21 protein-coding genes are annotated in these 18,392 nt (G+C 64.3%); 10 read left to right on the forward strand and 11 right to left on the reverse strand.

Annotated features, from left to right (window positions below):
• Positions 1 to 13 precede the first annotated feature (13 nt).
• Both RA21_RS12515 and RA21_RS12520 read left to right on the forward strand, forming a co-directional pair.
• On the forward strand, positions 14 to 835 hold the full coding sequence (locus tag RA21_RS12515) for a protein-disulfide reductase DsbD domain-containing protein (RefSeq protein ID WP_241483502.1): 822 nt from the start codon (positions 14 to 16) through the stop codon (positions 833 to 835).
• Positions 832 to 1,293, forward strand: coding sequence for an NUDIX hydrolase (locus RA21_RS12520; RefSeq protein ID WP_039149358.1), 462 nt, complete (start codon positions 832 to 834; stop codon positions 1,291 to 1,293). The genes RA21_RS12515 and RA21_RS12520 overlap by 4 nt, the downstream gene beginning before the upstream one ends.
• On the opposite strand, the gene RA21_RS12525 is transcribed toward RA21_RS12520, so the two are convergent.
• From RA21_RS12525 to RA21_RS12550, 6 genes are all read right to left on the reverse strand, one after another.
• On the reverse strand, positions 1,263 to 4,658 hold the full coding sequence (locus RA21_RS12525; protein ID WP_039149361.1) for an efflux RND transporter permease subunit: 3,396 nt from the start codon (positions 4,656 to 4,658) through the stop codon (positions 1,263 to 1,265). The genes RA21_RS12520 and RA21_RS12525 overlap by 31 nt on opposite strands.
• Positions 4,659 to 4,663: 5 nt before the next feature.
• Positions 4,664 to 6,118 (reverse strand): efflux RND transporter periplasmic adaptor subunit, encoded by a 1,455-nt coding sequence (locus RA21_RS12530; protein ID WP_039149363.1) that lies wholly within the window; start codon positions 6,116 to 6,118, stop codon positions 4,664 to 4,666.
• Between the two features lie 126 nt (positions 6,119 to 6,244).
• On the reverse strand, positions 6,245 to 6,787 hold the full coding sequence (gene moaB, locus RA21_RS12535; protein WP_039149366.1) for a molybdenum cofactor biosynthesis protein B: 543 nt from the start codon (positions 6,785 to 6,787) through the stop codon (positions 6,245 to 6,247).
• Positions 6,788 to 7,408 (reverse strand): LysE family translocator, encoded by a 621-nt coding sequence (locus RA21_RS12540; RefSeq protein ID WP_039149369.1) that lies wholly within the window; start codon positions 7,406 to 7,408, stop codon positions 6,788 to 6,790. It lies immediately after the preceding gene.
• Entirely contained in the window at positions 7,405 to 8,004 is a 600-nt protein-coding gene (locus RA21_RS12545) for a metallophosphoesterase family protein (RefSeq protein WP_039149372.1), read from the reverse strand. The genes RA21_RS12540 and RA21_RS12545 overlap by 4 nt, the downstream gene beginning before the upstream one ends.
• Positions 8,005 to 8,012: 8 nt before the next feature.
• Entirely contained in the window at positions 8,013 to 8,777 is a 765-nt protein-coding gene (locus RA21_RS12550; RefSeq protein WP_039149373.1) for a uracil-DNA glycosylase, read from the reverse strand.
• A gap of 154 nt (positions 8,778 to 8,931) precedes the next feature.
• On the opposite strand from RA21_RS12550, the gene RA21_RS12555 reads away from it, so the two are divergent.
• The 6 genes from RA21_RS12555 to RA21_RS12580 are packed head-to-tail and all read left to right on the forward strand — an operon-like array spanning position 8,932 to position 12,984.
• Entirely contained in the window at positions 8,932 to 9,882 is a 951-nt protein-coding gene (locus RA21_RS12555) for an aspartate carbamoyltransferase catalytic subunit (RefSeq protein WP_039149377.1), read from the forward strand.
• A 4-nt stretch (positions 9,883 to 9,886) separates the two neighbouring features.
• Positions 9,887 to 10,420, forward strand: coding sequence for a hypothetical protein (locus RA21_RS12560; protein WP_039149380.1), 534 nt, complete (start codon positions 9,887 to 9,889; stop codon positions 10,418 to 10,420).
• Positions 10,420 to 10,803, forward strand: coding sequence for a hypothetical protein (locus tag RA21_RS12565; RefSeq protein ID WP_029204904.1), 384 nt, complete (start codon positions 10,420 to 10,422; stop codon positions 10,801 to 10,803). Before RA21_RS12560 ends, RA21_RS12565 begins: the two co-directional genes overlap by 1 nt.
• Complete coding sequence (pyrC, locus tag RA21_RS12570) at positions 10,800 to 12,110, forward strand: dihydroorotase (protein WP_039149383.1); 1,311 nt, start codon at positions 10,800 to 10,802, stop codon at positions 12,108 to 12,110. The genes RA21_RS12565 and pyrC overlap by 4 nt, the downstream gene beginning before the upstream one ends.
• Entirely contained in the window at positions 12,110 to 12,715 is a 606-nt protein-coding gene (gene plsY / locus RA21_RS12575; RefSeq protein ID WP_019297142.1) for a glycerol-3-phosphate 1-O-acyltransferase PlsY, read from the forward strand. Before pyrC ends, plsY begins: the two co-directional genes overlap by 1 nt.
• A complete protein-coding gene (locus tag RA21_RS12580) occupies positions 12,712 to 12,984 on the forward strand; it encodes a hypothetical protein (protein ID WP_039149385.1) in 273 nt (90 codons plus the stop codon). The genes plsY and RA21_RS12580 overlap by 4 nt, the downstream gene beginning before the upstream one ends.
• On the opposite strand, the gene lfb1 is transcribed toward RA21_RS12580, so the two are convergent.
• Complete coding sequence (gene lfb1, locus RA21_RS12585; protein ID WP_039149388.1) at positions 12,974 to 13,324, reverse strand: LIC10280 family protein; 351 nt, start codon at positions 13,322 to 13,324, stop codon at positions 12,974 to 12,976. The genes RA21_RS12580 and lfb1 overlap by 11 nt on opposite strands.
• A 240-nt stretch (positions 13,325 to 13,564) precedes the next feature.
• Between lfb1 and RA21_RS12590 the strand changes: the two genes are divergently transcribed.
• A complete protein-coding gene (locus tag RA21_RS12590; RefSeq protein ID WP_039149391.1) occupies positions 13,565 to 14,041 on the forward strand; it encodes a YHS domain-containing (seleno)protein in 477 nt (158 codons plus the stop codon).
• Positions 14,042 to 14,113: 72 nt separating this feature from the next.
• Here the strand turns inward: RA21_RS12590 and RA21_RS12595 are convergent, their stop codons facing one another.
• The 4 genes from RA21_RS12595 to RA21_RS12610 form a co-directional block, all read right to left on the reverse strand.
• Entirely contained in the window at positions 14,114 to 14,368 is a 255-nt protein-coding gene (locus RA21_RS12595; protein ID WP_019297146.1) for a hypothetical protein, read from the reverse strand.
• 194 nt (positions 14,369 to 14,562) lie between these two features.
• Complete coding sequence (locus tag RA21_RS12600; RefSeq protein ID WP_039149394.1) at positions 14,563 to 15,933, reverse strand: glutamate--cysteine ligase; 1,371 nt, start codon at positions 15,931 to 15,933, stop codon at positions 14,563 to 14,565.
• A gap of 65 nt (positions 15,934 to 15,998) precedes the next feature.
• A complete protein-coding gene (locus tag RA21_RS12605) occupies positions 15,999 to 16,526 on the reverse strand; it encodes a hypothetical protein (RefSeq protein ID WP_019297148.1) in 528 nt (175 codons plus the stop codon).
• Between the two features lie 162 nt (positions 16,527 to 16,688).
• The gene (locus RA21_RS12610; protein WP_039149397.1) at positions 16,689 to 17,414 is read right to left on the reverse strand and encodes a 16S rRNA (uracil(1498)-N(3))-methyltransferase; all 726 of its coding nucleotides are present in this window, start codon (positions 17,412 to 17,414) and stop codon (positions 16,689 to 16,691) included.
• Positions 17,415 to 17,426: 12 nt separating this feature from the next.
• Between RA21_RS12610 and ubiA the strand changes: the two genes are divergently transcribed.
• On the forward strand, positions 17,427 to 18,389 hold the full coding sequence (ubiA, locus tag RA21_RS12615) for a 4-hydroxybenzoate octaprenyltransferase (RefSeq protein WP_019297150.1): 963 nt from the start codon (positions 17,427 to 17,429) through the stop codon (positions 18,387 to 18,389).
• Positions 18,390 to 18,392 lie beyond the last annotated feature (3 nt).

Consider the following 18,392-nt stretch of genomic DNA (forward strand, 5'->3'; position numbering starts at 1 on the left):
CATGTATTCACGTATGAAACGGACAATGCTCAAAACCGCTGCTGCCGCGGCAGCTTTGCTGGCTGCTGCAAGCGGGTTGCCTGCGTTTGCCGGCGCTGCGGACGGCGATATCGTTCAGGTCGAGGTGCTGGATGGCGGGATGACCTCCCGCGGCACGCATCTGGGTGCGCTGCGGATCACCCTGCAGCCGGGATGGAAAACGTATTGGCGAGCGCCCGGTGATGCCGGCATCCCGCCCAGTTTTTCCTGGCGCGGGGCACGCAATGTCGGCGGGCTGTCGATCACCTGGCCGTCACCAGAAGTATTCCTGACCTCCGGCTACCGCACCATCGGCTATCATGACCAGCTGGTGCTGCCGGTTGAGATCACGCCTGAAACCCCCGGCAAGCCTGTACGCCTGAAGGGCCGGATGCAGCTGGGGGTGTGCAAGGACGTCTGCGTGCCGGCCGAACTGAAGTTCGACCATGAGCTGGACAGCAGCGCCGGCCGCAACCCTGCAATTGCCGCCGCGATGGCCAGCCGCCCCTGGTCGGCCAAAGAAGCGGGCGTGCGCAAGGCCACCTGCAGCCTGCGTCCGTCGCAATACGGCATGACGGTCACTGCCCGCATTTCGATGCCCTCTGCCGGCGGCGAGGAGGTTGCGGTGATCGAACCCGGCAACCCCAAGCTCTATGCCGGTGAAACCAAGACCCGCCGCGAAGGCGGGCAGCTGGTGGCGGAGACCGAGTTTCTGCCGGCGGACGGCAGCGCCTATGCCATCGACCGTTCGCAGCTGCGGATCACGGTACTGGGGAAAAACCATGCGGTTGATATTCAGGGCTGCAGCGCCGGATGAGCGCATCTGACAGCCCTGCCCGCCCGGTCCTTGGAACCATTGCCGTGGTCTGCCGCCATTCCGGCGGGCAGGACCAGGTGATCCTGGTGCAGCGCGGCAAGGAGCCGAACGCAGGCTGGTGGGGCTTTCCCGGCGGCCATGTGGAGATGGGCGAGACGGCCCTGCAGGCCGCAGCGCGCGAGCTGATGGAAGAAACCGGCGTGGCCGCCCGGCCGCTGGAATATCTCACCAATGTGGATGTGATCTCACGCGATGCTTCCGGTATGGCGCAGCGGCAGTATCTGCTGACCGTGGTGCTGTGCGAATACTTGAGCGGTGAACCGGTGCCGGATGATGACGCCGAAAAGGCCGAATGGATTCCCATTGCAGAAATCGAATCCCGCGGGCTGCAGCTTCTGGATCAGGTCGGCGACGTGGCGCGGCTGGCTCAGGCCCGCTGGCGAGCGTTGAGCCGGTAGGCAATTCCGCCCGCGGCATAGGCCAGCAGTGCCAATGCGAAGGCCCCCACAATGAAGGCCAGCAGCCCTGCCCGCACCGGCTCCATTGCCGCCAGCGCCGGGATCATCCGCAGCGCAGGATGCAAGGCTCCGGTTGCCATCGCCCAGCCCAGCGTGAGCACCAGCCACCCAAACTGTGCCAGCGCGGTGCCCAGAACCAGCCAGCGCAGGCGCCCAGCCCCCTGCCGCAGCGCGCGGCGCAGGGATGTCAGCGGCCGCGACAGGTCGCGCTGCATGGCCACCAGCGCTGGCACTACCAGCAGCACCAGGAACATCCCGAATCCCAGGCCATAGACAAGCGTGATCACCGTGGGCTTCAGGAATTGCGCCTGCTGGGAACGTTCAAACAACAAAGGCGCGAGACCCAGCACCGTGGTCATGGTGGTCAGCATCACCGGGCGCAGCCGGTCTGCCGCCGCGTCGATGATGGAGGGGATCAAGCCGCGGTCCTGCGCATACTGGTCGATGGTGGTTACCAGCACGATGGAATCGTTAATGATGATCCCGGTCATCCCCAACAGGCCAACCACGGTGAACATGCTCAGCGGCACCTCCCAAACGTAGTGCCCCCAGATGGTGCCGACCAGACCGAAGGGAATGATCGCCATCACAACCAAAGGACGAGTCCAACTGGCGAAAATCCAGGACAGCACCAGATAGATCCCGGTGAGGCAGAGGATCAGCCCGGTACCCGCCTCCTGCAGGAACGTCTGTTCCTGCTCTGCCAGACCGGACAGGCGCCATTCCACCTGCCGCTCGCTGGCAATGTTCGGCAGGATCTCGTTCTGCAGCGCCTTCGTCACCGCCTCGGCGCGGGCCGGATCGTCCTCAGAGATGTCGCCGGTCACGCTGATCACCCGGATGCCGTTCTCGCGGCGCACGGTGGAGAAGCCGGTGCGCTGAGTGACCGAGACGATATCGGCAAGCGGCACATAGATGCCGCTGGGGGCCCGCATCAGGGTGCGCTCCAGGAAATCAGCGGTCAGCTCATTCTCCGGCAGTTCCACCCGGATTGTGGCGCTGCGCGGACCGTCGGGATAGGTCGCCGCCTCGATCCCGTTGAGCCGCGCCCGAAGCGCCTGGCCCAGGCTGCCAATTGTAAAGTTCAGCGCCTGACCCTGCGGCGTAAGGTCGAGGATCACTTCTTCCTTGTCGTAGGCGAGATTGTCCTCCACTGCCGAGACTTCCGGGAAGCGCAGAAGTGCGGTTTTCAGATCTTCGGAGGCATTTTTCAGCACCTGCACGCTGGGGCCCGAGAACTGCACGTCCAGCGCGTCGCCGCCAGGCCCTGAACGCCAACTGCGGAAGGAAACCGTTTCAACCATCGGGTGGCGCACCACCCGTTCCTGCAGCTCTGCCACAAAGGCAAAGCTGGAATAGGGGCGCAGGTCGGCGTCGATCAGTTCAATCGAGATACCGCCCAGCAGGTCGGTATCCTTGGCCTCCACCCCGCTGAGGCCGCGGCCAGCATTGCCACCGGTTTCGGCCATCACGAAGTCCAGCGGGTTGCGGCCGTAGCGTTCAGCATACTCGGCACCCAGCGCCTCTGTCGCGCGCTGCATTTCCTGCATCATCGCCATTGTGTCGGCGCGGCTGGCGCCCTCCACCATGGCGAAGTTACCGGTGACAGAGCCGCGCTCCGGCGCGTTGAAGAAGCGCCATTGCACATCACCGTTGATGAACAGCGCTGCCTGGCTGGCCAGAATTGCCAGCGCCCCGGCCAGAACCGCGTAGCGCGCAGTGACGATGTAACCCATCAGCGGGCGGAAGGCATGGTCACGCAACCAGCGGAAGCCGCGGTTCACCATCCGGTTCGGCCAGTCATACCAATGGCGCGCCTGAGCGTGGGTCAGCGCATGGGCCAGGTGGTTGGGCAGGATCAGGAAACACTCCATCAAGGAGGCCGCCAGCACCGCAATCACCGTGAACGGGATATCCCGGATCAGCTCGCCGAACCGTCCGCCCACAAGGGTAAGGCCAAAAAAGGCGATGATGGTGGTGAGGGTTGCGGCGAATACCGGCATCGCCATGCGGCGTGCGGCGTTTTCCGCCGCCTGCATCGGGCTTTCGCCCAGCCGGCGGACCCGAAAATCGGCGTGTTCGCCGACCACGATTGCGTCATCCACAACGATGCCCAGAGTGATGATCAGGCCAAACAGGCTGACCATGTTGATGGTGATCCCGGCGGCATACATCAGCGCCACGGCGGCAAACATTGAGGCCGGGATGCCCATTGCTACCCAAAAGGCGATGCGGGTGTTGAGGAACAGGAACAAGAGGCACAGCACCAGGCCAAGCCCCATCAGGCCGTTGTCGACCAGAATATCCAGGCGGTCGGTGATGGACTGCGCCCGGGTGCGGATCAGCTCAGCCGTTACCCCTTGCGGCAGGCTGGCCTGAATCTCATCCACGACCTCCTGCACCCGTGCCTGCAGGCGGATGGCATTTCCCTGATCGGAGCGGTCCACCCGGATCGACATCGCCGGGTTGTCATCCACGAAGTAGGAGCGGTTGCGGTCCACGCCTTCGACCCGGATCTGCGCCACATCAGCGATCGTCAGCACGGAGCCGTCGGCATTGGTGCGCAGCACGATGGCTGCCAGCTCATCCGGTTTACGCTTCTCGCTGCCGGTGCGCACGCGGGCGTTGGCGCCGGACACATCGCCTGCAGGGTCGGCATCGACCTCAGCTGCGATGGCCTCCGCGATCTCGCGCATGGTGATGTCGTGGGTAATCAGCTTGGCAGTGGGCACCTCAACGATGGTTTCCGGCGCAGCCACGCCGCGGATCGTGGTGCGGGTGACACCGGCCTCAAAGAGGCGCACAACCAGCTCATCAGCGAACAAACCCAGCTGCCCTGCCCCGACCGGGCCGGTGATGACTACATCTGTCACCCGGTCCCGCCACGCGCCGCGGCGCACCTCAGGCTCCTCCGCCTCCTCCGGCAGGGTGGTGATGCCGTCCACCGCGGTCTGCACATCGTCGGTGGCCTGGCCCATGTCGGAGCCGGGCTCAAACTCCAGGGTCAGCGTCGCCAGTCCTTCGCGGGAGATGGAGGAGGTCTCCTCCACGCCGTCAACGGCCAGCAGCGCAGGCTCCAGCACCTGCACGATGGCGCTGTCCACATCTTCTGGACCGGCGCCCTCCCATTCAACGGTGACGGTAACACGTTCGACAATCACATCCGGGAAGAACTGCGCCCGCATGTTGGGCATCGCAGCCGCACCCAGCACCAGCATGATCACCAGCAGAAGGTTGGCCGCGGTGCGATGGCGAGTGAAATAGCTGAACAGCCCGCGGGCCTGCCGGGGAAGCCTGCGCGCCATCGGGTTCAGCCTCCCATCCGGGATTCAATCCGGCTTACAAGCTGGGCGGGAACTTTGACCTCTGCCAGCTGCTGCAGCATCTTTGCCTTCATCTCCGAAGGCATCCGGTTGTTGCCCTCAACCAGCGCAACCAGCTGGGCGCGGCGCTCATCCGTGAGTTCGATCAGCTCCGGCAGCGCCTGCGCTTCTGCGCCCCGACGCAGCGGGCGCACCTTGATGCCGGCCCCCAGCAAGGGCGTGCGGCCTGTCACAACTTCGCGGCCTTCCAGCCCTGAGCCGCGGATCAGCACGTCATCGCCCTGGCGGCGCACCAGCTCCACGGGCAGCGCCTCCAGCCGGTCCTCTTCGCCCAGCAGCAGAACGGTGCCGTCTGCACCCAGCGCGGAGGCTGGGACCCGCGCGACCGCGCGGACCTCAGGCTCTGTCACGTGAACCGTCACGAAATCTTCGGGTTTGAACCCGGGGGCTGCGTTCAGGCTGGCGTAGACCAGCCGCCCGGTCTGCCCGTCCCCCGCAGCACCGCTGGCGCGCGATATCCGCCCGGTTGCGCTGAGGCCGGCACCAGCCGCATCCAGCGTCACCCGCACTGGAGCCTCCAGCAGGCGGCCGTCACCGTCCAGCAGCCGGGCGTATTGCGCGGTGGAAACCCGGAAAGCTACCTCCAGCAAGTCCGGATCGACCAGATCAGCAAGTTTTTCATTGGCGGAGACAAGCCGGCCCTGCACCAGGCTGACCGCCTGCAGGGTGCCGTCAAAGCCCGCCTTGATGGTGGTGTCCTCCAGATCGCGCCGCGCCTCGTCCAGCGCGATCTGCGCCCTGGCCACCCGGGTAGCAGCCTGATCCGCGCGCGCCTCTGCCTGGCTGACCGCCTGGCGGCGCGAGATCACGGTTTGGCGGGCCTGAACCGCGGCAAGCTCCGCGGTCTCCACCGTGGCTGCAGTGCCAACGCCGCGCTCCTGCAGATCCACCTGCCGCTGGAAAGCGCGTTCGCGCAGCTGCGCCTGGTCCTGGGTTGCCTGAAGCTCGTCCTGTGCCAGAATCAAGGCCCGCCCCGCATCGCGTTCCTCAGCCCGGGCGTCCATCATGTCAGCCTCGGCCCTGTCCAGCGCGGCCTGCGCATCCGCAGGATCAATCTGCACAAGCACCTCGCCCGCCCGGACCGCGCCGCCTTCCTCGAAATCTTCAGAGAGCTGCACCACCCGTCCACCGGAGGCCGTTCGCAACTCCAGTGTGCGGCGGCTTTCAACCCGGCCAAAGGCCGTCAGCTCCGGTGCAACCGTCTGCAGGTCCGCGGTCACCACGTTGACCGCAAACACCCGTTCGCGCGCGGGCGGCGCCTTGCGCTCGGCATTGAGCTGCGCCTCGATGGCGCCAAAGACCAGCTGCCCGGCATACAGCAGCAAAGCGGCCGTCAGCGACGCCAGGAAAAGCCCTATCAAACTCTGACGCAAAAAGCGCATGTCTCTCCCTTCCGGTGGCGGCTGCTGCCGGGGCCGCGCATGGGCCGCATAAGCGCAAATGCCTTGTGCCTGCTTGAAAATATAGGATTCTCCGCGCAGGTTTGCGAGGTTACACGCAGCGCTGGGTTACTTCCGGCGCAGATGTTCCTCCAATCTGGGCATGATTTCCACGAAATTGCAGGGCCGGTGGCGGTAATCGAGCTGTTTTGACAGGATTTCATCCCAGCCGTCCTTGCAGGCACCTGGGCTGCCGGGCAGCGCAAACAGGTAAGTTCCGCCCGCCACCCCGCCCGTAGCCCGAGACTGCACCGCGCTGGTGCCGATCTTCTGCATCGAGACCCAGGTGAAGACAGTGCCGAAGGCTTCAATTTCCTTTTCGTAGATGTCGCGGTGCGCCTCCACCGTCACGTCGCGGCCGGTCAGGCCGGTACCGCCGGTGGAGATCACCACATCCACCTTGGGATCAGCAATCCAGGCGCGCAGTTGAGCGGCGATCTCGGTCCGCTCATCGGGAATGATCTTACGGTCGGCCAGACTGTGGCCCGCCTCCCGCAGCCGGTCGACCAGCACCTGGCCGGAGCGGTCGTCCTCCATCTTGCGGCTGTCGGACACAGTCAGCACCGCGATGCGGACCGGGATGAATTCCATGCTTTCGTCGATACGGGACATCTACGCCCTCTCCATGATTGCCAGCCGAACGGCCAGCCCTGTGAAAATTCCGGCCGAGATCCGGCCAAGCCAGCGCGCGAAGACCGGCGAGCCTGTCAGCTGGCGCCCGGCCTGGCCTGCGAAAATCCCCACTAGCCCGTTTATGACGAACCCGCCTGCGGCCAGGATCAGCCCGAAGACCAGGAATTGCGCCAGCACCGGCCCCGCCTCAGGCCGGACGAACTGCGGCACAAAGGCCAGCACGAACAGGATTACTTTGGGATTGGTGAGATTTACGAGGAATCCGGAGCGGAACGCCCGCCTTGCGGGCACAGAGGGCGCATCGGCCTGCACTGCCCCGCAGCGCAATGCACCCCAGGCAAGATACAGGAGATACCCCACACCGATCCAGCGGATCACATCGAACAGCCCCGGCATAGCAGAGACCACTGCCCCCAGCCCAAGCCCGGCCAATGCCACATGCACCATGCTGCCCGCCGAGATGCCTGCGCTGGCCGCCACCGCCGCGGCGCGGCCGGACCGCAGCCCTTGGCCAAGGCAGAACATCATATCCGCACCCGGCGTCAAGTTCAGCGCCAGCGCCGCCGGGATGAAGGCCAGCAGGGTAACGGGGTCGATCACAGCTCCACCTCGAACCAGCTCACTCCAGGGCCGAGATTGGCCACCTGCGTCTTCCCCAGAGTGCCGCGGAAGCCCCAGCAATCATGCACATGGCCGCAGAGCAGCAGTTGCGGCTGCACCCGTTGCGCTGCGGCGCGGACCGCGGTGGAGCCGACGGACAGCCCGCGGGAGGTCACATCGCCGAAGCCTTTGGGCGGGGAATGGGAAATCAGGATATCCGCGTGATCGCAGGCTGCCAGCATCGTGCCCGCCTGTATCTCGCTCAGGTCGCAGGACCAGCCGCCAAAGGGTGTTTCCGGCACGCCGTAGCCCAGCCCGAACAGGCGAAGGCCTTCGATGTCCGTGCCATCGCCATGCAGCACCGTGGTATTGGCAAACCCTGCCGCCCGCAGTTCATCCGCGCTTTCGCCATTGCCAGGCACCGCCACCATCGGCGCCTTGAGCCCCGACAGCATGGCTACGGCACTGTCCAGCCCCATCCGCATGTTGCAGAAATCACCAGCCCCGATCACCAGATCCGCACCCGCACTGGCCGCCACGATATCCGCGGCGTGGGAGGCTGAAAGATGCAGATCGGAGAACGCCAGAATTTTCATATGCTACCTCAGGACAGGCTCCCCAAACGGGCCTTCAGCTCCAGCAAATCCGCCCAGGCCAGCCGTTTTTGCGTGGGTTGGCGCAACAGATAGGCGGGGTGGAACATCGGTATGACCGGCTTGCCCCAGGCCTGATCCCACTGCCCGCGCAGCCGGGTGATGCCGCGTTTGCCAAGTACCGCCTGGCAGCTGATATTGCCCATCAGGACCAGCACCTCCGGCTCAGCCAGCGCCACGTGCCGCTCCAGGAAGGGTGTCAGCATGGCAATCTCAGCAGGAAGCGGGTCGCGGTTCTGCGGCGGACGCCAGGGCAGCACATTGGTGATATAGGCATTCTCAGCGCGACTGAGGCCGATCGCCTCCAGCATCTTGTCCAGGAGCTGCCCTGCGCGGCCAACAAACGGCTTGCCCTGCAGGTCCTCGTCGCGGCCCGGCGCCTCGCCGATGATCATCACCCGCGCGCCTGCCTGTCCGTCAGAAAACACCAGATTGCGGGCGCCGCGTTTCAGGTCGCAGTGGCTGAACCCGTCCATCGCGTCACGCAAGGCCGGCAGTGAACCCGCGCCCCTCGCAGCTTTCTGTGCCACCTCGACCGGATCAACCTCCTTGGGCTTGGGCGGCGGTGCGGGGGCGGCACCCGGTTTCGGCTTGGGTGCGGCCTGCTCCAGCGCATAGCGGTCGACGGGGCCGTCGCACAGCGCTTCGGTTGCGCCAAGCTCCGCCTGCCACTCCAACAGCGCCCGCGCGCTCCAGTAATCCAATGCCGATTCCATGCGCCCAAGCTACTCCGCCCGCCGGACAAGCGGAACACCTCCCTGTCATCTTGCTGCAAATACTCAAATTCTCTGGCCGCACTCCGCACGCAGCCGTTGCCCGTTCCGCCCCCCCCGCCTATAAGAACCGGCAAATCACGCGGAGCTGCCCCATATGTCCTTCGAACACCGCCATTTGCTTGGCATCGAACCGCTGAAGCCGCATGAGATCACCGCGATCCTCGATCTGGCCGACGACTATGTGGCGCTGAACCGGCGCCCGGAGAAGCACTCCGACGTGCTGGCGGGGCTTACCCAGATCAACATGTTCTTCGAGAACTCAACCCGCACCCAGGCCTCGTTCGAGCTGGCGGGCAAGCGGCTGGGCGCCGATGTGATGAACATGGCGATGCAGGCGTCCTCGATCAAAAAGGGCGAGACCCTGATCGACACCGCCATGACACTGAATGCGATGCACCCGGACCTGCTGGTCGTCCGCCACCCGCATTCCGGTGCGGTGGACCTGCTGGCGCAGAAAGTGAACTGCGCGGTGCTGAACGCAGGCGACGGCAAGCATGAGCACCCGACCCAGGCGCTGCTGGATGCGCTGACCATCCGCCGCTCCAAGGGCCGGCTGCACCGGCTGAACATCGCGATCTGCGGCGACATCGCGCATTCCCGCGTGGCGCGGTCCAACCTGATCCTTTTGGGCAAAATGGAAAACCGCATCCGCCTGATCGGCCCGCCGACCCTGGTGCCCGGCCAGTTCGCAGAGTTCGGCGCCGAGATCTATGACGACATGCGCGAGGGGCTGAAGGACGTGGACGTCGTCATGATGCTGCGTCTTCAAAAAGAGCGCATGGACGGCGGCTTCATCCCCTCGGAGCGCGAGTATTACCACCGTTATGGCCTCGACGCCGAGAAATTGGCGCTGGCCAAGCCCGACGCCATCGTCATGCACCCCGGTCCAATGAACCGCGGCGTGGAGATTGACGGAACACTTGCCGATGACATCAACCGATCGGTCATTCAGGAACAGGTGGAAATGGGCGTCGCGGTGCGGATGGCGGCAATGGACCTCCTGGCCCGCAACCTGCGCGCCGGGCGCCAGGCCAAGGCTGTCTGACGGGATGAGCGGTGTGATCCAAATCCCGGCGGGTGAGCGCGGCGTAATCCGGCTGTTTGCCCTGGACATGCGGCCCGAACAAGCGGCCTTCCTGAAGGAACCCGGCGCGCTGGCGCAGGTGCTGGGCATCAAAACTCTGGACATGGAGCAGGTGGAAATCTTCCCGGTTTCAGACCTGGAGGAAATTGGTCTGGCCGGTTACCTTATCGAAGGCTGCGGCGTGCCGCGCGCGCAGGTCGAGGAGGACCGCGAGATGCTGCAGGCGCTGGACGGCCACGTTCTGCTTGTCCGCTCCCGCGCCTTCGGCGGTGAAGAGACGCGGCTGACCCCGGCAGAACAAATCGTGCTTAAGGGCACCTATGGCGAGCGGCAGACCAATTGGAGCGCAGCCCCGGCCACGTCGGAAAGCGCCAAGCCCTATTCCGCGCCCAAGCTTTCCCCGCGAGAGGCCCGCAGCCAAGCCCGCCGCATAGGCGCCGCCCTGTTTGCCATTGTCATGGTCCTGATTGCCTTGGCTGTATGGGCCATGGTGTTCTGATGACGGCGATAGAATTCAAACCCGACCGCGGCGCCTACATCCGCGCGCACGCTTGGATGGCGGCAATTGGCATGGGCGGCGCTATGGCGGTCCTGTGGTTCTTGGACAGCGCCCACATCTGGACCGGCGCCGTGGGAGGGCTGGCCGCCATTGCCTTGCGCGGCTGGTACATGGCCAGCGAGGAACTGGCGGTGGTCTGGACACTGACGCAAGAGACCCTCTCCGGCCCGGCAGGGCGTTCGGTGCCGGTCTCCCAAATCGAAGCTGTCAAAACCATGGGCAGCTATGTGCAGGTCGTCACCAAAGGCGGCGACAAGCACCTGATCAAATACCAGGCCGACCCGGCCGCGACCCAAAACGCAATCGAAAGAGCCAAGGCATGAGCACTCTCTTTATCAACGCCCGCCTGATCGATCCCGAGGCAGGCACCGACACGCCGGGCGCGGTTCTCGTGCGGGACGGGCGGATCGCAGCGGTTGAAAAGGATGCTGCCGATTCCGCCCGGATGCTGCGCGCGCATGGCCTCACGCCGGAAGATGTGACCGAGGTGAATTGCGGCGGCAAATGCCTGGCGCCGGGCATTGTCGACATTGGCGTCAAGGTCTGCGAGCCGGGCGAGCGTCATAAGGAAAGCTACAAATCCGCAGGACTGGCAGCGGCGGCGGGCGGTGTCACAACCATCGTCACCCGTCCCGATACCACACCCGCGATTGACAGCCCGGAGACGCTGGAGTTTGTCACCCGGCGCGCCCAGGCAGATGCGCCGGTTAACGTGTTGCCAATGGCGGCACTGACCAAGGGACGCGAAGGCCGCGAAATGACCGAGATCGGCTTTCTGATGGATGCCGGCGCGGTGGCGTTTTCGGACTGCGACCATGTGGTCAGCAACACCAAGGTGTTCCAGCGGGCGTTGACCTATGCGCGGTCCTGCGGCGCGCTGGTCATCGCCCACCCGCAAGAACCGGTTCTGAGCAAGGGCGCTGCCGCCACCAGCGGCAAGTTCGCAGCGCTCTACGGACTGCCGGCTGTTTCCCCGATGGCGGAACGGATGGGGCTGGACCGCGATATTGCGCTCTTGGAAATGACCGGTGCGAAATACCACGCCGACCAGATCACCACCGCGCGCGCCCTGCCCGCGCTGGAGCGCGCCAAGGCCAATGGGCTGGACATCACTGCAGGTACCTCGATCCATCACTTGACGCTCAATGAGCTGGACGTGGCAGGCTACCGCAGTTTCTTCAAGGTGAAGCCGCCGTTGCGTTCCGAGGATGACCGGCTGGCAGTGGTTGAGGCGGTGCGGACCGGGCTGATCGACATCATCTCCTCCATGCACACGCCGCAGGATGAGGAAAGCAAGCGCCTGCCGTTTGAGGAAGCTGCGGCCGGCGCGGTGGCGCTGGAAACGCTGCTGCCTGCAGCGCTGCGGCTGTATCACGCCGAGCTTCTGGACCTGCCAGCCCTGTTCCGTGCGATGTCGCTGAACCCAGCCCGGCGGCTGGGGTTGGACAGCGGCCGCCTGGCGGCAGGTGCGCCTGCCGATCTGGTGCTGTTTAATGCGGACGTTCCGTTTGTGCTGGATCGCTTCAAGCTGCGCTCGAAATCGCAGAACACGCCTTATGACGGCCAGCGGATGCAGGGCCGGGTCGAAGCGACATATGTTGCGGGCCAGCCCGTCTACCGGAGAGACTGATGCCAGTACTGGAAAGTTCAGCGGCGGTTCTGATCCTGTGGGCGGTAATCGGATATGGCCTCGGCTCGGTGCCCTTCGGCATGCTTGTCACCAGGGTCTTTGGCCTTGGCAACCTGCGCGAGATCGGATCGGGCAACATCGGCACCACCAACGTGCTGCGCACCGGCAGCAAGGCCGCCGCGGCACTGACACTCCTCCTGGATGGCGGCAAGGGCGCAGCGGCGGTGCTGCTGGCCCGCTCCCTGGCTGGCGAGGATGCGGCGCAGGCGGCAGGTCTGATGGCTTTCCTCGGCCACTGCTTTCCGGTCTGGCTGGGCTTCAAGGGCGGCAAAGGTGTGGCCACCTTCCTGGGGCTGATGCTGGCGCTGGCCTGGCCGGTTGGCATCGCCTGCTGCCTGACCTGGCTCGCGGCAGCCGCCGTGACCCGGATATCCTCAATGGGGGCGCTGGTTTCAGCCGCTTCAGGCGCAGTCTGGGCCATACTGCTGGGATACCAGGTGGTTGCGCTGCTTGCACTGCTGCTGGCCGCGGTGGTCTTCATCCGGCACTCCGCCAATATTGCGCGCCTGCGGGCAGGCACTGAACCGCGTATCGGCCAGAAGTGACAGCAAAGGAGCTGCAGGCGTTTCTGGCAGCTTTTGACGCCCTTCCCCTTGGTGCCTTCACCGGGACCGCGGAAGGGCGCAGATACATGGTTTGCCGCGAAAACCTGGCAAACGGAAAATCACAGAAGCTGGTGGCGCGGGAACTGGGCGGCACGGATTACATCAGCCTCAATCTCTACCGGCTCAGGTCCGGAGCACGGCTGAAACCCTGCGAGATGCCGGCGGAGAAGGTGATCCGCTTTGTCCTGTCCTTGCAGTCTAAGGAATGAGCCGTTCCAGCGCGCGGCCATTCGACCAGGTGCCGTGCAGCTCTCCGCTAGGCATCCGCACGTAGACCACCGGATAGGTATCGCCCCAATCTACCCAGACCACATCGCCGTTACGTGTGCCGGTCCCGGCATAAGCCTGGGCTCCGACTTGCCAGTTCATTTCGACCACGCCGCCATTGTCGTTGATCTGAACCGTACCGGAATAGGTGCTGCCATCGGGGTTGCGGCCCTCGGCGCGGTAGCTGCCGCTGATACTTTGAGCTGCGACTGTTCCTGCCAGCGCTGAGGCCGCCAAAAGGCCAGCCAGCAAGGCGCGGCGGGTGGGGAATGTGCGTGTCATCCTGTCCTCCGGTTTTCCTGCCCACAGTCTGCCTGCATCCGGGCAGGCTGTCACCCGTTCTGCGCATCGTTGCACAGCGAGCATCCACCATGCGCACAGTCAAATTGAGTTGTTTTGAATGTGATCGCCCGGCTCTCCACATCGGTGCCGTGACCCGCAGCATACCGCGGCACACATGGTGAAACGCCGGCTGGGCAAGCATTTGGGAACGCCGCGGCCGGGATTTGAAAGGACGGGACCATGAACAAAGTAAAAGCACTGATCAGCGGTGTGGCTCTGTCGGTTGCAATGGCAACCTCGGCACTGGCGGCGGGCGTTGAGATCAACGCATCCTCCACCGGCCTGGCCATGCAGGGCTATGACCCGGTCGCATATTTCACGGACGGTGCCCCCACCAAGGGCAGCTACAAAATCACTTCCATTTACAATGACGCAACCTACCGCTTTGCCTCGGAAGAGCACAAAGCGGCCTTTGAGAAGAATCCCGAAGCCTATGTGCCGGCCTACGGCGGCTACTGCGCCTTTGGCACCGCGATGGGCTTCAAGTTCGACGGTGATCCGAACCACTGGAAGATCGTCGACAACACCCTGTACCTGAACCTGTCGCAGGACATTCAGGAACGCTGGGAAGGCGATATTCCGGGCTTCATCGAGAAGGCCAGCGTTAACTGGACCGATATTGCTGAAAAGACCCCGGAAGAACTTCAGGCGCAATAAGGCCTGAAGCTGCCACTCACGAAAAACAGCCGGCGGCAGGGCAACCTGCCGCCGGTTTTCTTTACAGCAGTGTCAGCTCCGCGCCTGACGGTCCACGGCCTCAGCGGTGCGTTTGGTGTTGTGGTAGATGCCAAGGAACAGATACAGCATTCCGCCCAGCATAATCACGTAGAGCAGCCCGCCCAGCAGCACCAAAAGGGCGGGAAGGGTACCGCCCTTGAAGGGATCGGAGTAAATTGCAGCGGCACCACCGAGCACACCGACAACCATCAGAATGACAATCAGGCCAACAAGTTTCTCGAAGGCCGAGATGAAAAAATCGCGCATAGTTCAAACCTTTGTTTCAATGAACAGCGGCTGAATATCCGTGTGCAATTTTGCCGGCAAGCCGCAAAACAACTCTGGTCAGGCAATGCCCTGACCCCGCTGAAAGCCGCAGGCTGTGCCGGGGCCGCAGAATGGAAAAACCCAGCCCTTCCTTTGAGGAAAAGCTGGGTGTGCAGGTGCAAGATTGCAGGCTGTCAGTAGGCAAACTCACCGTAGATCCGGCTGAGGTCACCTTCCCAAGCGCCGTTGTACCGCTCCAGCAGCTCGTCCGCGGGCACCTTGCCGGTTTCCAGGCTGTCCTTCAGCGCGTTCAGAAAGTGGGTTTCATCCGGCACCAGCCCGCCTGCGCCGGGGCGGGCGCGGGCCTTGAGGCCGCTTTCGGAGATTGCTACCACTTCGCGGGCCAGCTCGTGCATGCTGATGCCATTCACCTTGGCCTGCAGCCCCTGCTCGGAGGCGGCAACGCGCAGGGCGTCGCGGGTTTCCGCGTCCCACCCCTTGACCAGGTCCCAGGCGGCATCAAGCGCGGTTTGATCATAGGTGAGGCCAACCCAGAAGGCCGGCAGCGCGCAAAGGCGGCGCCAGGGACCGCCGTCGGCGCCGCGCATCTCGATGAATTTCTTAATGCGGGCCTCGGGAAAGATGGTGGTCAGGTGGTCGGCCCAATCGCTGAGCGTAGGGGTTTCACCCGGCAGCGCGGGCAGTTCCCCTTTCAGGAAGTCGCGGAAGGACATTCCCAGCGCATTTATGTACTCGCCGTTGCGGTAGACGAAATACATCGGCACATCGAGTGCATACTGCACCCAGGCTTCAAAACCGAAGCCTTCCTCGAACACAAACGGCAGCATGCCGGTGCGGTCGGCGTCCAGCGAACGCCAGACGCGGGCGCGCCAGGACTTGTGGCCGTTGGGCTGTCCGTCCAGGAACGGGGAGTTGGCAAAAAGTGCCGTGGCCACCGGCTGCAGCGCCAGCGCCACCCGGAGTTTCTGCACCATGTCGGCCTCGGACGAGAAGTCGAGGTTCACCTGCACGGTGCAGGTGCGGCGCATCATGGTGGTGCCCATGGTGCCGACTTCCTGCATGTAGCCGTCCATCAGCTTGTAGCGCCCCTTGGGCATCAGCGGCATGTCTTCATGGCGCCACACAGGGGCGGCACCCAGGCCGATGAACCCGACGCCGATCTTGTCGGCGATATCCTTGACGTCGCGCAGGTGGGCGTTCACCTCATCGCAAGTCTCATGGATGGTTTCCAGCGGCGCGCCCGAAAGCTCGAGCTGGCCGCCCGGCTCCAGGCTGATGTTGGCGCCGTCCTTGGTCAGGCCGATGAGGTTGTCGCCTTCGGTCAGCGGCGCCCAGCCATGGCCGTCGCGCAGGCCTTCCAGCACCGCCAGGATGGAGCGTTCACCGGCATAGGGCAGCGGCTTTAGCGTGTCCTTGCAGAAGCCGAACTTCTCATGCTCGGTGCCGATGCGCCAGTCTTCCTTGGGTTTGCAGCCGTCGGCAAGATACTGGGCAAGCTGCTCGTGGCGTTCGATCGGCCCGCCGCCGGACTGGGGAATGGACATGCCTGGCACTCCGTCCTGTTAGATCTGTCTTGAAGGGTCAGTCGTGGGCGGAATCGCCGCCAGTGTCAATGCAGGCGCTGATGTTCCGGGCGGCTGGCGGCGCGCTCCCAGATCACGACCTGGTGAGGGCCGCGGCGGCGCAGCTCCGCCAGCATCCGCTCCGTCTTGAGGCCGGGAAGGGCGGCAAAGACGTCAAACAGTGCCTCGTAGCCTTCGGCATTCACCGGGATTGCCAACGGCGGCTGGCCGGGCTGCTCCAGCAGCCAGTGCGGAGGTTTGGAGGTGTGATCCAGCGCCAGACGCTCCAATTCCGAAGCGGCCACGGCGCCGCCGTTGAGCGGCCCGAAATAGGCAATCTGCCCCTCATCCACTTGCACCACGCCAGGACCGCCGCTGCCGCGCCGGAACCGCATCCGCTGGACGCCGATGACGGCAGCGACAAGCCCGGTGGCAACCAGCGCCCAGCCGGTGATCGCGGTGAAGCCGGCCGCGGAATACGCCCATTTCAGTCCCAGCAGGAACATCAGCGCGGCGGCAAGGACTTCGCGCCATTGCCACAGGGTTTCGCGGGCTTCGGGGCGGATGAAACTCATGTGTTTCGCCTCATTCAAACGTCTGGCAGCCGGTACAGCCTGCCGTGCCCTCCTTACTTGTGGGGCCCGGGCCGCAGATGCAATGGCCGCGGACGCCGCGGCACACTCAAAGGTTAACCGAAAATGGTTTCCAGTCTGTGACCAGAGTCACGCAGCCTCCTTCTACCAGTCCCCCAGCGCCTGCTGCCAAAGGGTCATTGCCGCCACCGCAGCGGTATCGGCGCGCAGGATGCGGGGGCCGAGGCTGACCACATGGGATTGCGGCAGCACGTGCAGCCGCTTGCGCTCTGTCTCGGAAAATCCGCCTTCGGGGCCGATCAGAATGGCCCAGGGAGCATCCTTCTGCGTCTCGGCGGCCAATTGCAGCGCATTGCCTACTTCAGCCTCATCGCAGAACATCAGCTGCCGCTCAATTGGCCAATGGTCCAGCAGGCGGGAGAGCTTCTGCAGGTCCGCCACCTCCGGCACATAGGTGCCGCCGCATTGCTCTGCCGCCTCTACAGCATGGGCCTGCAGCCGGTCCTGGCGGATGCGCTCGGAATTGGTGAACTCCGTCTGTACCGGCAGGATGCGCGCAGCGCCCATCTCAGCGGCCTTTTCAACGATAAAGTCAGTGCGCGCTTTCTTGATCGGCGCAAACATCAGCCACAGGTCCGGCGGCAGCTGCAAGGGCTTGGACTGCTCCTGGCAAACCAACGTGCCGCCGCGCTTGCCTGCCTCCGCAACCTCGGCAAGCCACTCGCCGTCCTTGCCGTTAAACAACGCCACATGGGCGCCCGCCGTCAGACGCATCACTCCGAACAGGTAATGCGCTTGATCACGATCCAAGGGAAGTGATTGCCCTGCCCCCAAAGGGTGCTCTACATACAGTCTGATTTTCGCACTCATGGGGTCCTACATATGCAAGGCGAGACACCAGCACCAGAGGGTCAGGTCGCGGATGCGGTCAAGGGAAACTGGGTCGACACATATGCCCCGGAGTGGGCACGCCCCTACCTGCGCCTCAGCCGCGCTGACCGGCCGATCGGCACCTGGCTGCTGCTGATCCCTTGCTGGTGGGGGCTTGCCCTGGCGATCCTGGCGGATCAAAGCCCGCGCTGGAGCGACTTGTGGATTGCCATCGGCTGCGCGGGCGGCGCATGGCTGATGCGCGGGGCGGGCTGCACCTGGAATGACATCACCGACCGCAACTTCGACGGCCAGGTGGAGCGCACCCGGTCACGCCCGATCCCCTCCGGCCAGGTCACGGTCAAGGGCGCGCTGGCCTGGATGGGTCTGCAGTGCCTTTTGGGCCTGATGATCCTGCTGACCTTCAATCAAGCCGCCATAGCCATGGGCATCCTGTCGCTGCTGCCCGTGGCAGTCTACCCTTTTGCCAAACGGTTCACCTGGTGGCCGCAGGTGTTTCTGGGCCTCGCCTTCAACTGGGGGGCGATGCTGGCCTGGGTGGCGCATACCGGCAGCATGGGCTGGCCGCCGGTGCTGCTGTATCTCGCAGGCATCGCTTGGACGCTGTTCTACGACACCATTTATGCCCACCAGGACACAGAGGACGACGCGTTGATCGGAGTGAAATCCACCGCCCGGCTGTTCGGCACGGAAACTCCGATGTGGCTGCGCCGCTTTATCGTCGCCTTTGTCTGCCTGATGGCGATGGCGGTGATCGGTGCAATGCTGGAAAGCGCCTCTGTTCTGGCGCTGGTACTGGCGTTGGCCGCCCCATGGGCAATGGGCTGGCACATGACCTGGCAGCTGCGTGCCTTTGACGCGGAAAACAATGCACGGCTGCTGCAGCTGTTCCGCCTCAACCGCGATACCGGCCTGATCCCGCTGATCTTCTTTGCCCTGGCCATGTTCGTGTGATTG

The sequence above is a fragment of the Leisingera sp. ANG-DT genome (genome assembly GCF_000813785.1).
Lineage (GTDB): Bacteria > Pseudomonadota > Alphaproteobacteria > Rhodobacterales > Rhodobacteraceae > Leisingera.

Bases quoted from the DNA above. Each gene is read 5' to 3' on its own strand.
- RA21_RS12515 (WP_241483502.1), top strand. From the start codon at position 14: ATGAAACGGACAATGCTCAAAACCGCTGCTGCCGCGGCAGCTTTGCTG.
- RA21_RS12520 (WP_039149358.1), top strand. From the start codon at position 832: ATGAGCGCATCTGACAGCCCTGCCCGCCCGGTCCTTGGAACCATTGCC.
- RA21_RS12525 (WP_039149361.1), bottom strand. From the start codon at position 4,658: ATGGCGCGCAGGCTTCCCCGGCAGGCCCGCGGGCTGTTCAGCTATTTC.
- RA21_RS12530 (WP_039149363.1), bottom strand. From the start codon at position 6,118: ATGCGCTTTTTGCGTCAGAGTTTGATAGGGCTTTTCCTGGCGTCGCTG.
- moaB (WP_039149366.1), bottom strand. From the start codon at position 6,787: ATGTCCCGTATCGACGAAAGCATGGAATTCATCCCGGTCCGCATCGCG.
- RA21_RS12545 (WP_039149372.1), bottom strand. From the start codon at position 8,004: ATGAAAATTCTGGCGTTCTCCGATCTGCATCTTTCAGCCTCCCACGCC.
- RA21_RS12550 (WP_039149373.1), bottom strand. From the start codon at position 8,777: ATGGAATCGGCATTGGATTACTGGAGCGCGCGGGCGCTGTTGGAGTGG.
- RA21_RS12555 (WP_039149377.1), top strand. From the start codon at position 8,932: ATGTCCTTCGAACACCGCCATTTGCTTGGCATCGAACCGCTGAAGCCG.
- RA21_RS12560 (WP_039149380.1), top strand. From the start codon at position 9,887: ATGAGCGGTGTGATCCAAATCCCGGCGGGTGAGCGCGGCGTAATCCGG.
- RA21_RS12565 (WP_029204904.1), top strand. From the start codon at position 10,420: ATGACGGCGATAGAATTCAAACCCGACCGCGGCGCCTACATCCGCGCG.
- pyrC (WP_039149383.1), top strand. From the start codon at position 10,800: ATGAGCACTCTCTTTATCAACGCCCGCCTGATCGATCCCGAGGCAGGC.
- plsY (WP_019297142.1), top strand. From the start codon at position 12,110: ATGCCAGTACTGGAAAGTTCAGCGGCGGTTCTGATCCTGTGGGCGGTA.
- lfb1 (WP_039149388.1), bottom strand. From the start codon at position 13,324: ATGACACGCACATTCCCCACCCGCCGCGCCTTGCTGGCTGGCCTTTTG.
- RA21_RS12590 (WP_039149391.1), top strand. From the start codon at position 13,565: ATGAACAAAGTAAAAGCACTGATCAGCGGTGTGGCTCTGTCGGTTGCA.
- RA21_RS12595 (WP_019297146.1), bottom strand. From the start codon at position 14,368: ATGCGCGATTTTTTCATCTCGGCCTTCGAGAAACTTGTTGGCCTGATT.
- RA21_RS12600 (WP_039149394.1), bottom strand. From the start codon at position 15,933: ATGTCCATTCCCCAGTCCGGCGGCGGGCCGATCGAACGCCACGAGCAG.
- RA21_RS12605 (WP_019297148.1), bottom strand. From the start codon at position 16,526: ATGAGTTTCATCCGCCCCGAAGCCCGCGAAACCCTGTGGCAATGGCGC.
- RA21_RS12610 (WP_039149397.1), bottom strand. From the start codon at position 17,414: ATGAGTGCGAAAATCAGACTGTATGTAGAGCACCCTTTGGGGGCAGGG.
- ubiA (WP_019297150.1), top strand. From the start codon at position 17,427: ATGCAAGGCGAGACACCAGCACCAGAGGGTCAGGTCGCGGATGCGGTC.